Below are 15,785 nucleotides of genomic sequence, written 5' to 3' on the forward strand. Positions count from 1 at the left end.
ATGGAAAATAATTACGTTAATCACAATTTTGGGTTAAAGGGTAAAGTAGCAATGGTTACTGGAGGAAACTCTGGGATTGGAAAAGGAATTGCATTAGGTCTTGCTCAGGCAGGAGCTGATTTGTTTATCTACACCCATTCTAACCGTGGTGTAGAAGAAATGAGACAAGAAGTAGAAGCTTTAGGAGTAAAAATTGCCTTCGGTCAAGGAAACCTAGATGAAGAAGCAGATGCAATGGGAGCAGTTGAAAAGTGTGTTGAAGCCTATGGCAAAATTGATATCTTAGTAAATAATGCAGGTACAATTCACCGTGCACCATTATTAGAAGGTGATAATGATGCTTGGAAAAAGGTAATTGATCTTAACCTAAACTCTATTTACTATATTTCAAAAGTTGCAGGAAAATACATGGCTGAACAAGGATCTGGAAAGATTATCAACATAGCATCTATGTTATCCTTCCAAGGTGGGAAGTTTGTTCCTTCCTACACAGCATCAAAGCATGGTGTTGCGGGTTTAACTAAAGCCTTTGCTAATGAATTAGCAGAGAAAAATATTCAAATTAATGCAATTGCACCAGGATATATCGAAACAGCCAATACTGCACCTATTAGAGCAGATGAAAAGAGAAATTCCGAAATCTTAGGACGAATTCCAGCAGCTAGATGGGGTCAACCAGAAGATTTGGCTGCAGCAGCAGTTTTCTTAGCTTCTAATGCTTCTAACTACATGAACGGTCACATTTTAGCAGTTGATGGCGGTTGGTTAGTAAGATAATTCGTTTATCATTTTGATATATATTTTTTTCCCCCATTTTAGTTAAGGGTTAAGGGGGTGAAAATTAGTGGGTCTAATTCCCCCTAAGCCCTTAATAACTTTTGTGAGAAGATACAATATAAAAAAACATAAATACTGAGAAAAAGCTAGAAAAATGATGAAAAACCATAGAAAGTGAGACTCATTCATGTTATTGTCTTTTTTTTAGGTTTTGAATTATGAAACGTAATTTCATATAATGAAACTATAAACATAATGTTATCGTGTTATTATTCAGCAATAATCAATAATTAGAAATTTATTTAATAATCAATAACTAGAAATATATCAAATAATTAATAATTAATAATGTTATATTACCAATAATTAAGGGAGGCTATCAAATGAAAAAGGTTGTAACTTTAGGAGAAATAATGTTAAGGTTATCATCTCCAGGATATACAAGATTTGTTCAAGCAGATTCTTTCGATGCATGTTACGGTGGTGGAGAAGCAAACGTTTGTGTTTCTTTATCTAACTATGGATTAGATGCAAGATTTGTAACTAAAGTACCAAAGCATGAAATTGGTCAATGCGCAGTTAATGCTTTAAGAAAATATGGTGTAGATACAGATTATATTGCTAGAGGTGGAGATCGTTTAGGTATCTACTTCCTTGAAACTGGAGCTTCTCAAAGGGCTTCAAAAGTAATTTATGATAGAGCCCATGCAGCAATCGCTGAAGCTGATACAAGTGATTTTAACTGGAAAGAAATATTTGATGGAGCAGATTGGTTCCACTTTACAGGAATTACACCTGCCTTAAGTGATAAGGCTGCTGCAGTTACCCTTGAAGCATGTAAAGCTGCTAAAGAAATGGGAGTAACAGTTTCTGTGGACTTAAACTACCGTAAAAAACTTTGGACACCAGAAAAAGCTGGTGAAGTTATGGCTTCATTAATGGAATACGTTGACGTATGTATTGGAAATGAAGAAGATGCAGAAATGGTATTTGGTATTCATGCTGAAGATACAGATATCACTAAAGGCGAAATTAACCACGCTGCATACGAAGACGTTGCTAAGAAGTTAATTGAAAGATTTGGTTTCAAATATGTAGCTTCTACTTTAAGAGAAAGTTACTCAGCATCAGATAATGGTTGGTCAGCATTATTATATGATGGTGAAAAATCATATTTATCTAAAAAATATGATGTAAGAATTGTAGACCGTGTTGGTGGAGGAGATTCCTTTGCTTCAGGTTTAATTTATGGATTAGTTACAGAAATGCCTTTACAAGATGCATTAGAATTTGCAGTAGCAGCATCTGCATTAAAACACACAATCCCTGGTGATGCAAACCTTGTTTCAGTAGAAGAAGTTATGACTTTAGCACAAGGTGATGGTTCAGGTCGTGTACAACGATAATAGAGAAGTGATCACCTTTGGGGAAACAATGGTCTTATTTAATCCAGATACAACAGGACCATTGAGATATGCCCATCATTTTAGTAAGTCTATTGCAGGGGCAGAGTCAAATGTGGCCATTGCCCTTGCAAGATTAGGTCATCAAGTGGGTTGGTTTTCAAAACTAGGGGATGATGAATTTGGTAGATATATTCAATCTGTAATAAGAGGTGAAGGAGTAGACGTATCTAGAGTAGTAACGGATTCAACTGCAAGTACTGGGTTACTCTTCAAAGAAAGATTTGCCCATGTTAATCCTAATATTTATTACTACCGCAAGCATTCTGCTGCAAGCCTTTTTAAAATAGAAGATCTAGATTATAACTATATTTCATCAGCCAAAATTTTTCATATTACAGGAATTACCCCTGCTTTATCTGCTTCTGCAAGGGAAGCTGTGTATAAAGCAATAGAAATAGCAAAGAAAAATAATGTTCTAGTTTCATTTGACCCTAATATTCGTCTAAAACTTTGGTCTATTGATGAAGCAAAGGAAGTACTTCTAGATATAGCAAAAAAAGCAGATATCATTTTCCCTGGAATTGACGAAGGACGTATTTTATTAGGACTTGAAGATCCAATCGAAATAACAGAAGCCTTTCATGGGATGGGATGTAAAACCATAGCTACCAAACTTGGTAAAGACGGATGTTACGTTTCAAATCAAAAGGAAAAGACCTTTGTTGAAGGATATGTAATAGAAAAACCTGAAGATACAGTAGGTGCAGGTGATGGATTCGCTGCTGGATTTTTATCGGGTCTTCTTAGGGGAGACAGCTTACATGGATGTGCAAAACTGGCTAATGCAGTCGGGGCAATGGCTACTCTAGTAAGAGGAGACATGGAGGGCTTTCCAACCTTAACTCAGGTTAAAGAATTTATGGGAGTTAACCAATATATCGATAGATAAGGATGATGAATGTGCTAGGATTAGAACATGTGGGAATATGTGCTAAAGACACAGTGGCATTAAAGGATTGGTATATAAAACTTTTCAATTTCAAAATTGTTTATGATAATCAAAAAGAACAACCTACCTATTTTTTACTGATGGAAGACAACAATATGATAGAAATCTATCCAGCGGAGACTTCAGTAGAATCGGTAGATAATAAACACCAAGGTATTAGACATTTAGCCTTCTCCACCGATAATATCGAAAAAGAGTATCAAAATCTTTTAGATCATGGTGTAGAAATTATAGATGAACTTAAGTCTAATCCTAAAGGGATTAAGACAGCCTTCTTTAAGGATCCAGAAGGTAACATTATTCACTTTATTCAAAGACCTGAAAGCTTAATATAAAGAAAAATTAATACAAATTAAGTGTAAAATTCAGATTTATTTATTTGCAAACCCCTAAACATTTACTCTATAAAAGCCTGTTAATCGCGCTAAGTTAACAGGCTTTCTCCGTGCTCAAAAATGGAACAAAGCTTTTCCTACAAAGATTAAGTGGTAGGCTTGGGTTGAGATGCATTACGGAAAATTGAGACGATTGTAACTATTAAAAAACCATAATTTCCTATGTATTATAAAAAACCTATAAAAAAGGCATTGTTAACGTGTGCAGGGTATGATAAGATAGAGTTAGAGGTGATACTAATGAGTGTTACGATAAAGGATATTGCTAAAATAGCGAACGTATCCCATACGACTGTATCAAGAGCATTAAACGATAGCCCACTAATCAATTCTGAAACAAAAGAAAAGATTAAAATTATTGCTAAGGAATTGAACTATACGCCTAACTACAATGCAAAAAGCCTTGTACTAGATAAATCATACCATATTGGACTATTTTTTTCCACTATAACACAAGGAACCTCATCACATTTTTTTCATGAGGTTGTTAAGGGAGTTAATGAGGTTATTAAAGATCAATATAACCTAGTTGTTAAAGGGATTGATGATTATCAAGATTTTAACCAGATTAATAAAAATACCTTTGACGGGATCATCGTGATGAGTCAAAGTACGAAGGACAAAAGCTTTATCTATAGTGTCTTAAAGAAAAATATTCCCCTTGTTGTTCTTAACAGAGAAGTTGATGAAGAAAAAATTGTTAATATATTATCTGATGATAAAAGAGGGGCCTATAATGCCGTTAAGCATTTAATTGAAAAGGGCCATAGAAAAATAGCAATTATTGAGGGTCAAGAAGGGTTTAAATCCACCCATGAAAGAAGAGAAGGATATTTAGAAGCCTTAATGGATTATCAAATTTCCCTTGATAGAAAGTATCTTGTTAGAGGAAACTATGATTTAGAGAGTGGTTATAAAGCAATGAAACAACTTCTTAACTTAGAAGAATTACCAACTGCAGTTTTTTGTTCCAATGATGATATGGCGGTGGGGGCAATGAAGGCTTTAGGAGAGAAGAAAATAAGCGTACCTCAAGATATATCAATTGTCGGTTTCGATGATAACGTTTTTTCTGCCTTTTTAACACCTGCCTTAACAACGATTAAAAGACCAATTGAAAAAATTAGTCAAGAAGGGGCTAAAAGATTAATAGACTTAATTAATGGGAAATCATTAAGTGACGAAGCTATCTATATTAAAACAGAGTTACAGGTGAGAGATTCTGTTAAAGATTTATTAGTTAGGTAAAGAAAGTAAAGTTATATTCAAAAGAATATATAAAAGAATATAAAAAAAGAATTTATAAAAAAGCATATAAAAAAGTGTATTTATATAAAAGAATATATATAAAAGAATATAAAAAAACATTGAAAAAACATAAAAATATATAAAATAATATATTAAAAAGTATATTAAAAAACATATTGAAAAATATACAAAATCAAAAAATGAATAGATATATAGAACACTAATAGGAGATTGCCTCATTATTGAAGCACTGGTATTGAGAGAAAGTAGAATATTTTTTAAAGTACCATGGTAAGATGCAATTTCCTAAATAAAATCTCATTTTAAGATTACATCTATTGTGGGATTTTAACAAAATTGCACACGTTAACAATACTTAAGACCCAAGGAGGAAAAATTAATGAAGTTAAATCAAAGTGTTTACAAAGAATTTAAAAAGTACCCAGAGAGGATACTTCAATTTGGTGAAGGTAATTTCTTAAGAGGATTTGCTGATTGGATGGTGGATAAGTTAAACAAAGAAGCAGGGTTTGATAGTGGTGTCTTAGTAATCCAACCTCGTAATGGGTCTTCAGCAGAAAGACTTAATGGTCAGGATGGACTTTATACCCTTTATATGAATGGAATAAAAGATGGAAAGGTATTAAGTGAAGTATCTGTAAACAACGCTATCACTAGAGGAATTAATACTTTTTCAAACTATGATCTGTATCTTGCTGCTGCAGAAAATCCAGAACTTAAACTAGTATTTTCTAATACTACAGAGGCAGGTATCGAATTTAATGAGAATGATAAATTAGAGGATCGACCTCAACAGAGTTTCCCTGGAAAATTAACTGCATTTTTATACCATAGATATAGAACCTTTAATGGAGATCCATCAAAGGGGATGGTTTTTATACCATGTGAGCTTATAGATAAAAACGGAGAAAAATTAAAAGATATCATCTTAAAATTGGCTAAGTTATGGAATCTTGAAGAAGGTTTTATCAGCTGGATTAATGAAGCAAATACCTTCTGTAATAGTTTAGTAGATAGAATTGTTCCTGGTAAACCAAAGGAAAGAATGGAAGAGATTACGAAGGAATTAGGATACGTAGATGACTTTGTAGTAGAGGCAGAGCAATTCCATCTTTGGGTAATTGAAGGACCCCAATGGATTAAAGATATATTCCCTGCCCATAAGATTGGATTAAATGTTTTAGTAGTTGATGATATGACCCCATATAGAACTAGAAAAGTAAGAATTCTTAACGGAGCCCATACAACTATGGTGCCAGTTGCTTATTTATATGGTTGCGAAACAGTAAAAGAATCTGTAGAAGATGAAGTAATTGGTAAATATATTAAAGAAGCAATATTCCAAGAGATTATTCCAACTTTAGACTTATCAAAAGAAGAATTAGATGTATTTGCCAATGATGTGTTAGATCGTTTTAGAAATCCTTTTATTAAGCACTATTTAATGAGTATTGCTTTAAATTCAATGAGTAAGTTTGAAACTAGAGTATTACCATCTATACTAGAATATAAGAAGAGAAAAAATGCGCTACCTCAAAAATTAGTTTTTTCATTGGCATCCTTAATTTCCTTCTATAAGGGAGAAAGAGACGGGGTTCCAATTGCTTTATCAGATGATCAAGATATTTTAGAAATGTTTGCTACGCTTTGGAACAATAATGATGGTTCTGAAGAAGCCCTATATAATCTTACAAAGGAGGTTTTAGGGGCAGAAAGAATCTGGAAAATGGATTTAAATGAAGTAGAAGGTCTAACAGATGCAATTGCAAGTCAATTAGTTAAGATCGAAAAATCTGGCTTAAAAATAGCATTACAGGAGATGATGTAATGAAAAAATATATTAAAATTAATCAGAATGATAATGTTGTAGTAGCTTTAGTGGATTTAGCTAAAGGTGAAATGATTAATATTGATGACCAAGAACTTGTACTTCTTGAGGATGTTAAACGAGGACATAAAATTGCCCTTGTAGACTTAGGAAAAAGTGAAAATGTTATTAAGTATGGATATCCTATTGGTCATGCCGTTGAAGAAATAAAAGCTGGTGCTTGGGTTCATGCCCATAACATTAAAACAAACCTTTCTGGTACAATAGAATATCAATTTAGCCAACAACTTAAAGATCTAGAAGTGAGAAATAAAAACTTAACCTTTAAAGGATATAGAAGAGAAAACGGTGAAGTTGGTATTCGTAACGAACTTTGGATTGTACCAACTGTTGGATGCGTTAATGGAATAGCTGAAAGAATTATTGAAAGATTTAAGGCAGAAGTACAGCCAGAGGGAATAGATGCTATTGAAGTTTTTAAGCATAACTATGGCTGCTCTCAATTAGGAGATGACCATATAAATACTAGAACAATCTTAACTGATGTTGTAAATCACCCTAACGGTGGTGGGGTTCTAGTTTTAGGGTTAGGTTGTGAAAATAACCATATGGAAGACTTCCGTAAGGCCCTTGGTGATTTTAGGGAAGAAAGAGTAAGGTTCTTAATTTCTCAAGAGGTTTCTGACGAAATTGAAGAAGGGGTTAAATACCTAAAAGAGTTATATGAAGCAATGAAGAAAGATCAAAGAGAAGATGTTTCAATTTCAGAATTAAAAATTGGATTAAAATGTGGCGGTTCTGATGGTTTTTCTGGAATCACTGCAAATCCATTATTAGGCGTTTTTTCTGACTTCTTAATATCAGAAGGCGGTACAACAATCTTAACGGAAGTACCAGAGATGTTTGGTGCAGAAACAATTCTAATGAATAGAGCTGAAGATGATACAGTATTTGAAAATATCGTTAATTTAGTTAATGATTTTAAAGAGTACTTTATCAAACATGAGCAACCTATCTATGAAAATCCTTCCCCAGGAAATAAAGCTGGTGGGATCAGTACATTAGAAGAAAAATCTTTAGGTTGTACTCAAAAAGGTGGAGAAGCTACTGTTGTAGATGTATTAAAGTATGGTGAAAGAATTAAGAAAAAAGGATTAAATCTATTAAATGCACCAGGAAACGACCTTGTTGCTGCAACAGCCTTAGGTTCAGCTGGTTGCCATATGGTATTATTCACTACAGGTAGAGGGACACCATTTGGAAGTTTTGTTCCTACAATGAAAATTTCTACAAACTCTCAGTTATATAACTTAAAGCCCCATTGGATTGACTTTAATGCAGGTGTATTATTGGAGGATCATACAATGGAAGAAGTTTTAGACGATTTTGTTCAGTATGTTATATCTGTTGCTAGTGGTGAGTATGTAAATAATGAAAAGCAAAACTTTAGAGAGATATCAATATTTAAAACAGGTGTAACCTTGTAAAAATGAAAAAATGCTGTTCTCGAAGGAGATCGATAACAGCATTTTTTTCACTTATTAAGCTTTCTATATTGAAGAGGTGATAGATTAGTAATTTCCTTGAAAACTCTACCGAAATGAGAGTTATTTTGGAAACCAACCTTTTCACCAATATTAATTACCTTCTCGTTAGATTGTCGAAGAAGAAGTTGAGCTTCCCGTATGCGTACACTATTCAAATATTCTATAAAAGTAAACCCTGTTACTTGTTTGAAGGCTCGACTTAAATAATATTGACTAACATAGAACTGTTTTGAGATAGACAGCAGGGTTAAGGGGTTACTATAGTTTCTATTGATGAATTGAACAATCTCAGAGATTTTCTCATGCATGGGGCTTGGATGATCTAACCCGTTGATATTGTCTTCTTTTATTGTACGTCTAGTATAGACTAAAAGCTCTAACAATAGTGACTGTAAAGAGATCTCGTAACCGATAGTTTTTTGCTGAATTTCATGGTTCATTCGATATAACAGAGCCTCCACATGCTGCTGATCTGTAGGAAGAAGAGGAATTACATTTATATTCTGTGTAAAGAGATCCTTTAATAGTATGTTTGTTTGACTATTTGACATAAGGTAGTCTCTACTAAAGTTCAAGAGGATTCTAGTGTGATCCTTTGTATCTGCATCAGTGGTTTTATGAAGATCATTCTCGTTAATTAATACTAAATTACCAGGCTTAATATGAAAAACCCTGTCCTTTATGAAATAATATCGTTCCCCCGATAATAGGTAGTATACTTCAAAAGTATTATGAAAATGGTGGGAGAGCATGTTAAAGTGGCCATATACTTCCCGATGGGAAAAGTAAAAACTATTATCAGGATAAGAAAATTCTATATTATTTTCTTTCATTATTATCACCTCCCTATAATTATATCATAAGAATATCTGCTTAGAGCAAAATATGCATATAAATTTACTTAATAGGCAATAAATGTGCAGAATGTAACGGGAGGGTAATGTATAATTGGGATAGTAGTTCTTTAGGGTCGATCCATAATCGGCAAGGGTGAGGGACATAAAAAAAAATAGCGAGGATGGACATAATATGAGTACAATTTTAAACAGTAAAAGAAGACGTTTTGTGTTGGAGGGGAGTATTTGGAAGGTTGTTTTATCAATTTCTTTGCCTCTAGCCATCTATAATACCTTTAACCATTTATTTAGCTTTCTGGATACCATGATGGCAGCCCACATCAGTTCTGATGTTGTTTCTGCAGTTGCCTATTTATCACAAATAAAAACAATGATTGTAGCTGTAGGAGCAGGGCTAGCTGTGGCAGGGGGCATCATTATAGCAAGGTTCTATGGAGCAGGTGATAGTAAGAACGTCAAAAAATATGTTAATACAGTCTTATTCCTAGCAATTGGGATAGGGGTCTTATTGTTGGTGGTACTATTACCCTTTGCAAGACCAATACTAAGGCTTGCAAATACTCCAGAAGAGTTGATTAATGTAGGGACCAGTTACTTTATCGTAGAAATACTTACGATTGTCACGATTTTTATTAATAATGTCTATATAGCCATAGAAAAGGCGAAGGGAAATACTAAGATTATCCTTAAGCTAAATATGCTAGTAATTTTAGTTAAGCTGATCTTAACGGCTTTATTTGTATATGTATTTAATTATGGCATCACAATGATGGCAGTTGCAACATTAATTGCCCATACTTTATTAACAGTAATAGGCTTGTATAATATGATGACTACTGTTGGAGAGTTTAGACTTTCCTATAGAAGTATAGACTTATCAAAAGAGACTGTCATGCCGATTATCACCTTAGCTTCACCTATTTTCTTTGAGAAGTTCTCCTTTAGCTTTGGGAAAGTTATTGTAAATTCCATGAGCGCTTTTTATGGAAGTATGGTGGTGGGAGCCTTGGGGGTATCAAATAACATTGCAGGCATAATTACCAGTACAGCCAACGGCTTTCAAGATGGAGAGGCTGCAATTATAAGTCAGAACTTGGGGAATAACAATATTGATAGAGCTATTGATGCCTTTAAAAAAACCCTCTACATCACTATTGGGTTAGGAATATTTGGTTTAGTGGTTACTGTCTTTTTTATGGATCAGATGATCGGTATATTTGTATCTGGAGACCAAGAGTTTGCAAAAGTGATAAAAGGGATTTTAAGCTATGAAATTTATGCATTGGTGACCCTCACTGTATCATCGGCAGTTATGGGGTTACTATATGGCTTTGGATATACCCGATTGACACTAGTAATTAACTTTCTAAGATTATTTGCCTTTAGAATTCCAACCCTTTATATTATGCAAAACTTCACCAATTTGGGAAGTGAAAGTGTAGGTGTTGCCATGATGGTAAGTAATGCAATGGTGGGGGTAACCTCCTTAATAGTTGGTTTTGTAGTAATTCATAAATTGAAAAGAGAAGGTAAGAAGGCCTATGTTTCTTTAGTTGCAGATAACTAAAAAAAGAAGTTTGCTAGTGATTAAAGGATTTATAAGACTGTTGAAGAACTGAATAATTAAACTACTTTATAACAAAGATATCTAAATAGAAATAATAAAAACTAACAGGTGGTGTATATTTATGATTATTGGTGTAAGAGCCCATGATTTTGGAAAACAAAATATTGAAGATTTAGCTAAGAAAATTGGAAACAAAGGATTTCCTTGTATTCAATTAGCACTAGGTAAAGCAGTTGCTGGCATAGATTCTAGTTTAGGAAAGCTTAATCCAGGAATGGCTAACTATATTAGAGAAACCCTATATAAAGAAAACATACATGTAGCAGTAATGGGTTGCTATATTAACCCAATACATCCTGATCCAGTAGAAAGAAGAAAATCTTTAGACCGTTTTAAAGAGCATATCAGATATGCCAGAGACTTTGGTTGTAGTATCGTTGGTACAGAAACTGGTTCTATGAATGCTGATTTCTCTTATAACCCTGCAACCCATAGTGAAGAAGCCCTTCAAATCCTTATTGAAAGTGTGAAGGAACTTGTTGAAGAAGCAGAAAAGTTTGGCGTGCTAGTATGTATTGAAGGTGTAACTTCACATTCAGTTTCTACACCTCAAAAAATGAAGCGGGTTTTAGATACAATACAATCAAATAACCTACAGGTAATTTTTGACCCAGTAAACTTCCTTTCAATTGAAAACTATCAAAATCAAGATGAGATTATTAAAGAATCCTTTGAACTATTTGGTGATCGAATTGTAATTTTACATGCCAAAGATTTCATCATTGAAGATGGAAAAATGGTTACAGTTGAAACTGGTAAGGGTCTGTTAAATTATGAGCTACTAATTAAGCTTACGAAGGTACAAAAGCCCTATATCCAAGTATTGCTAGAAAATGCAACAGAAGATACTGCACAAGCAAGTAAAAAGTATATTGAAGATATCTATGCTAGGGTATAATCATTATAAAATATAAAAGATAATTAAAAGTAATTAAAAGTAATTAAAAGATATTATAAGATAAAAATTAAAGAATAAAAAATAAAAAGATGAATAAAAAAATAAAAGGTAGTCAAAAAGATAAAAAGATATAATAAAGATAAATAAAAAAAGAAAATAAACAAGCAAAAGTTATAATAATCCGCTGAACCCCCTCAGCGGATTTTCTTATCATTATTTTTAGTTTTTCATTTTTTATCCACAAGCATGATTGTGGAAATTTCATACCCATACTCCCATACCTCAGAATTATAGTCCCTCTATATATAAATTGTAAGTGGAATTCCTCCATAAGGAGTGAGTAATTGCCAACTACTATAGTATTACTATACTAATCTTTTAAGGCAAGTAAGGTAGTTTTATTTTCCATTAATTAAAATTAAAATTAATATTAGAATTAGCATGCGCATTAATCATGCAATTACCTCGGTAGATAGTAGGTAAAAGTAAAATATCAAAAATATTAAAAGTGTTGCTATGTCAGTAAAACTTAGGTAATATATATACAATACTGAAAATATTTTGAAAATTAGTTAAAGGTAAAGGTTTCCTCAAATTAATATTATGTCCTTCTTACTAATAATAAAAATTAAATAAAAGGAAATTTGGGGCAATAGATAAAGGTAGGAATGTTAAAGGAGTTGATTGGACTGATTAGCAATATTGTTGTTGATAAAGCTATGAAATTGACTATTGGCGATTGTTCTAGTATTAAATTGCTAGGCGGATTTAATGATAATGTTTTTGAGACAAGAGTTGATGGAAAAGAGTATGTTTTAATCACTTAGACATTAATCTATTTAGTGACCAAAAAAGAAAAATCATTGAGGATATGAAAAAACGAATAATTAATGACATTCCAGTCCTTGATAATTAACTACATAATATCTGGTTAAGATGATTGCTAACTAAGAAAATTGTATCATCAATACTAAATTTAGTTAATGCCTCAATTTTGTTATGCAGAACTGATTTCAGCGGGATAAAAAACTACACTAAATGATCCTAAAGTAGATCGAAAAGGGAGATTGTAATGATAAAATATGAAAATTGTGATAAGGTAAGTATCGATGAAGTCTATGAAGCCTTTAAAATTGGATTTTCTGACTATATGATTAAATTAGAGATGTCTAAGGAAGTATTTATAAAGAGATTTTTTGGCCCAGAGGGTAATGAGCTTAAATATTCCTATATAGCTTTAGATGAAAACAATCCGGTGGGGGTCATTTTAGGAGGAATTAAAAACTATGAGGGTGTAAAAACCTTAAGATGTGGTGTTTTATGTGTACATCCAGAATATAGGGGTAAGGGGATCAGTCAAGAGCTCTACCGACTACATAAGGAAGTAGCCCATGCTAACCATTGCAAACAAATGTTTTTAGAAGTTATTGTGGGCAATGATAGGGCAATTAGGTTCTATACATCCCTTGGATACGAAAAAATATATGATATTAGTTACTATTCTTATGAGGCGAGTGGAGATATAAGTAAAACTGTAAATGAATCAATCAAGATAGAAGAAATAACAATAAAGGAAATAGAAGAACTAGATCAAATGAAAGACACCCATGTGAATTGGCAGAACGATATAGATTATATAAAAAAACTGGAAGGATTACTTCATCTAGGAGCCTATCAGGGGACTAACTTACTAGGTGGAATAAGTATAAGTAACAGTGGGAAGATATATTTTCTATGGACTAAACCCTGTGAAAGACATAGAGGTATAGGCAAAAGTTTACTAGTAAAGGCTCTATTGGAACTAGGGCTAGACAAACTAAATATTAGTTTTCCTAACAATTCTAGCTTAGCAGGTTTTGCTAAACACATTAACTTTAAAAAAGAAAAAATTGCACAGTATGAAATGTACTTAACTCTTTAGTGATCTAATGGGTCTAAAATAAAAACTTCGCTGCTTAGTGTTCAACGAGTAATATAAATGATGTTAGAAACTTTTATACTAACAGTTCAATATTATAAACATTTGTAATTAGTATTAAAGTTTATAACAAAGCGACTGCCTCGAAATCTAAGATTTCGGCCATCTGCTTTTCACAATTGGCAACTTAGTTTTTATTTTTTGCATAAATCGAATATAAATTCATTGTTATGGTATTATGTAATTTCCTCAAGTCTATAGGTAAGCATTACATTAACATTATTTTAATGATTTTTAGAAGGAAATCTATTATTAATGTTTAATTTTAGATAGAGTATAATAATTAAAACATGGGGTGAGAATATGGAATTTAAGCAATTTGGCAATAAGTATATCTTAAGATTAGACAAATCAGAAGAAATTGTAGCAACCCTAAAAAAGTTTTGCCAAGATCAAAATATTACCCTTGGTTGGGTAAAGGGAATTGGAGCAGTTAATCGAGTAAAGATAGGGTTATTTGAGACAGCAATTAAAGCCTATCATTCAACGATATTAGAAGGAGACTTTGAAATTACCAGCTTATTAGGAAATATCAGTACTATGAAGGGAGAGGTTTATCTACACCTTCATATCAATATATCCGACAATGAATACAAAACCTATGGGGGACACCTTAACGAAGGGGTAATTAGTGCAACAGGAGAATTTTTAATAGAATCAATAGAAGGAACTGTAGAACGTGCTTTTAATGAAGAGGCTGGATTAAACCTTTATCATTTTGATTAGATCTTCCTTCAATTATCCTTCATTTTAATTTTTAATGCCACTATGATAGAATAGTGGTTTTTTTTCTGCTCTAACATTTAGAAGGGCAAATTTAATTATATTAGAATAAGAGAACTTAGATAATGGGTTTCAACACAAGCAGATAACCATTTTAATTGAGTTTAATTGTGTAAGTGGCTTAGTATCTTTGCCTATTGTCATCCTATAAATCTCCCGAAGAAAGCTATAAAATTTTAAAAAAAGTTACAAAACCCTTTCCCCTGTGGGGGAGGGGTGATATAATATAATTAAGAAAGACTAAATGACCATAATGTAAAAATAAGGAGTGAATTGAAGATGGCTTTAATAGAAGTAAGTTTTCCAGGAGGAAAACGAGTAGATGCCCATATGAAGGGTTTTAACATTGAAACAGATCAACCAGTCTATAGTGGTGGTGAAGGGGCAGCGCCAACTCCATTTGACTTATTCTTATCATCCATCGCCACCTGTGCAGGTATTTATGCCCTTGGATTTTGTCAGAACAAAGGGTTAGATACAGAAGGATTAAAGTTGGAAATGGATATCCAGCAAAACCCCGATACAGGTTTAATTAGCGATATCGACTTAAAACTAACATTACCAGATGGATTCCCGATTAAATATAAAGAAGCAATATTGCGTTCAATTAACTTATGTGCAGTAAAGAAGCATATGATGACTCCGCCAGAGATTACTGTTAAAACAATTTAGTGCTAATCAATAAATACTAATTTGATTTAGTATAATACCTTCTCTATATAGGGAGCTCCATATTTTTATATGGGGCTTTTAAGTTTCTTTTAAATGCTTTTCTTTTTTGTTGAAATATACTGAAAATAAGGTAATATAATATATAAGGGGTGAAGAAAATGAGAAAATATATTGCGGTAACAATCATAGCACTCTTAGTAATTATATTCTTATCGATCTATGGATTGGCTGTATTATTTATCCCAGGCTATTCCCAGCTTTTTATCCTATTAAGAATTTTAATTGGTGGCGGGATATTGATTGTTTTAATAACCTTTATTAAAGTTTATATTGAAAGAATAAAAGAAATCAAGGAGGAAGATGATGATGATCTTAGTAAATACTGATTACATTAGTGGAAAAGAACTAGAAACTTTAGGACTGGTAAAGGGTTCAACTATTCAGGCTAAACATGTTGGAAAGGATATAGCTAGTGCATTTAAGGGATTAGTTGGTGGAGAACTTAAGGGTTATTCTGAAATGATAAACGAAGCTAGAGCAAAGGCTACAAAAAGAATGGTTGAAGAAGCAGCAACGATGGGTGCTGACGGTATCGTGAATATTAGGTATGCTTCAACGGCAGTTGCTCAAGGTGCAGCTGAGGTAATGGCTTATGGTACTGCAGTAAAGTTTATTAATAAATAGAAAGAAAAATTAAAGCAAGACCTCCGTATTTGGGGGTCTTTACTATTTACTTTAG

The 15,785-nt window shown here is 32.8% G+C and carries 16 protein-coding genes; 15 read left to right on the forward strand and 1 reads right to left on the reverse strand.

Translation table 11 applies throughout. The features are described 5' to 3' along the window. From kduD to T335_RS0115975, 7 genes are all read left to right on the forward strand, one after another. A complete protein-coding gene (kduD, locus tag T335_RS0115945) occupies positions 1-777 on the forward strand; it encodes a 2-dehydro-3-deoxy-D-gluconate 5-dehydrogenase KduD (protein ID WP_026478425.1) in 777 nt (258 codons plus the stop codon). Positions 778-1,160: 383 nt separating this feature from the next. Further along, complete coding sequence (locus T335_RS0115950; RefSeq protein WP_026478426.1) at positions 1,161-2,183, forward strand: sugar kinase; 1,023 nt, start codon at positions 1,161-1,163, stop codon at positions 2,181-2,183. Continuing rightward, positions 2,170-3,132 carry a sugar kinase gene (locus tag T335_RS0115955; RefSeq protein ID WP_278246906.1) on the forward strand — a complete coding sequence of 321 codons (963 nt, stop codon included), beginning with the start codon at positions 2,170-2,172 and terminating at the stop codon, positions 3,130-3,132. Before T335_RS0115950 ends, T335_RS0115955 begins: the two co-directional genes overlap by 14 nt. An 11-nt stretch (positions 3,133-3,143) precedes the next feature. After that, entirely contained in the window at positions 3,144-3,527 is a 384-nt protein-coding gene (locus T335_RS0115960) for a VOC family protein (protein ID WP_026478428.1), read from the forward strand. Between the two features lie 300 nt (positions 3,528-3,827). Then, the gene (locus T335_RS0115965) at positions 3,828-4,835 is read left to right on the forward strand and encodes a LacI family DNA-binding transcriptional regulator (protein WP_026478429.1); all 1,008 of its coding nucleotides are present in this window, start codon (positions 3,828-3,830) and stop codon (positions 4,833-4,835) included. Between the two features lie 400 nt (positions 4,836-5,235). Then, positions 5,236-6,684 carry a tagaturonate reductase gene (locus T335_RS0115970; RefSeq protein ID WP_026478430.1) on the forward strand — a complete coding sequence of 483 codons (1,449 nt, stop codon included), beginning with the start codon at positions 5,236-5,238 and terminating at the stop codon, positions 6,682-6,684. Continuing rightward, positions 6,684-8,171: a UxaA family hydrolase gene (locus T335_RS0115975; RefSeq protein WP_026478431.1), complete on the forward strand. Its 1,488-nt coding sequence runs from the start codon at positions 6,684-6,686 to the stop codon at positions 8,169-8,171. The genes T335_RS0115970 and T335_RS0115975 overlap by 1 nt, the downstream gene beginning before the upstream one ends. 47 nt (positions 8,172-8,218) lie before the next feature. Here the strand turns inward: T335_RS0115975 and T335_RS21025 are convergent, their stop codons facing one another. Next, positions 8,219-9,064 carry an AraC family transcriptional regulator gene (locus T335_RS21025; protein ID WP_051569354.1) on the reverse strand — a complete coding sequence of 282 codons (846 nt, stop codon included), beginning with the start codon at positions 9,062-9,064 and terminating at the stop codon, positions 8,219-8,221. 196 nt (positions 9,065-9,260) lie between these two features. Between T335_RS21025 and T335_RS21030 the strand changes: the two genes are divergently transcribed. The 8 genes from T335_RS21030 to T335_RS0116025 all read left to right on the forward strand — a co-directional run bounded on the left by T335_RS21030 (position 9,261) and on the right by T335_RS0116025 (position 15,730). Further along, entirely contained in the window at positions 9,261-10,655 is a 1,395-nt protein-coding gene (locus T335_RS21030) for an MATE family efflux transporter (RefSeq protein WP_034328777.1), read from the forward strand. Positions 10,656-10,776: 121 nt separating this feature from the next. Further along, positions 10,777-11,613 (forward strand): sugar phosphate isomerase/epimerase family protein, encoded by an 837-nt coding sequence (locus tag T335_RS0115990; RefSeq protein ID WP_026478432.1) that lies wholly within the window; start codon positions 10,777-10,779, stop codon positions 11,611-11,613. A 668-nt stretch (positions 11,614-12,281) separates the two neighbouring features. Next, positions 12,282-12,440 (forward strand): hypothetical protein, encoded by a 159-nt coding sequence (locus T335_RS22355; protein ID WP_156943706.1) that lies wholly within the window; start codon positions 12,282-12,284, stop codon positions 12,438-12,440. A 245-nt stretch (positions 12,441-12,685) separates the two neighbouring features. Next, positions 12,686-13,534 carry a GNAT family N-acetyltransferase gene (locus T335_RS0116005; RefSeq protein ID WP_026478433.1) on the forward strand — a complete coding sequence of 283 codons (849 nt, stop codon included), beginning with the start codon at positions 12,686-12,688 and terminating at the stop codon, positions 13,532-13,534. A 360-nt stretch (positions 13,535-13,894) separates the two neighbouring features. Next, positions 13,895-14,317, forward strand: a complete 423-nt coding sequence (locus T335_RS0116010; protein WP_026478434.1) for a PPC domain-containing DNA-binding protein — start codon at positions 13,895-13,897, stop codon at positions 14,315-14,317. Between the two features lie 336 nt (positions 14,318-14,653). Continuing rightward, positions 14,654-15,046 (forward strand): OsmC family protein, encoded by a 393-nt coding sequence (locus T335_RS0116015; protein ID WP_026478435.1) that lies wholly within the window; start codon positions 14,654-14,656, stop codon positions 15,044-15,046. Positions 15,047-15,204: 158 nt separating this feature from the next. Next, positions 15,205-15,432, forward strand: a complete 228-nt coding sequence (locus T335_RS0116020) for a hypothetical protein (RefSeq protein WP_026478436.1) — start codon at positions 15,205-15,207, stop codon at positions 15,430-15,432. Beyond that, positions 15,413-15,730, forward strand: coding sequence for a YbjQ family protein (locus tag T335_RS0116025; RefSeq protein ID WP_026478437.1), 318 nt, complete (start codon positions 15,413-15,415; stop codon positions 15,728-15,730). Before T335_RS0116020 ends, T335_RS0116025 begins: the two co-directional genes overlap by 20 nt. Positions 15,731-15,785: the final 55 nt, after the last annotated feature.

Origin of the sequence: Alkaliphilus transvaalensis ATCC 700919, assembly GCF_000621485.1 — a bacterium.
GTDB classification, from domain to species: domain Bacteria; phylum Bacillota; class Clostridia; order Peptostreptococcales; family Natronincolaceae; genus Alkaliphilus; species Alkaliphilus transvaalensis.

Bases quoted from the DNA above. Each gene is read 5' to 3' on its own strand.
- T335_RS0115950 (WP_026478426.1), top strand. From the start codon at position 1,161: ATGAAAAAGGTTGTAACTTTAGGAGAAATAATGTTAAGGTTATCATCT.
- T335_RS0115975 (WP_026478431.1), top strand. From the start codon at position 6,684: ATGAAAAAATATATTAAAATTAATCAGAATGATAATGTTGTAGTAGCT.
- T335_RS0115965 (WP_026478429.1), top strand. From the start codon at position 3,828: ATGAGTGTTACGATAAAGGATATTGCTAAAATAGCGAACGTATCCCAT.
- T335_RS0116025 (WP_026478437.1), top strand. From the start codon at position 15,413: ATGATCTTAGTAAATACTGATTACATTAGTGGAAAAGAACTAGAAACT.
- T335_RS0116005 (WP_026478433.1), top strand. From the start codon at position 12,686: ATGATAAAATATGAAAATTGTGATAAGGTAAGTATCGATGAAGTCTAT.
- T335_RS0115990 (WP_026478432.1), top strand. From the start codon at position 10,777: ATGATTATTGGTGTAAGAGCCCATGATTTTGGAAAACAAAATATTGAA.
- T335_RS0116015 (WP_026478435.1), top strand. From the start codon at position 14,654: ATGGCTTTAATAGAAGTAAGTTTTCCAGGAGGAAAACGAGTAGATGCC.
- T335_RS21030 (WP_034328777.1), top strand. From the start codon at position 9,261: ATGAGTACAATTTTAAACAGTAAAAGAAGACGTTTTGTGTTGGAGGGG.
- T335_RS0116020 (WP_026478436.1), top strand. From the start codon at position 15,205: ATGAGAAAATATATTGCGGTAACAATCATAGCACTCTTAGTAATTATA.
- T335_RS0115970 (WP_026478430.1), top strand. From the start codon at position 5,236: ATGAAGTTAAATCAAAGTGTTTACAAAGAATTTAAAAAGTACCCAGAG.
- T335_RS22355 (WP_156943706.1), top strand. From the start codon at position 12,282: ATGTTAAAGGAGTTGATTGGACTGATTAGCAATATTGTTGTTGATAAA.
- T335_RS21025 (WP_051569354.1), bottom strand. From the start codon at position 9,064: ATGAAAGAAAATAATATAGAATTTTCTTATCCTGATAATAGTTTTTAC.
- kduD (WP_026478425.1), top strand. From the start codon at position 1: ATGGAAAATAATTACGTTAATCACAATTTTGGGTTAAAGGGTAAAGTA.
- T335_RS0116010 (WP_026478434.1), top strand. From the start codon at position 13,895: ATGGAATTTAAGCAATTTGGCAATAAGTATATCTTAAGATTAGACAAA.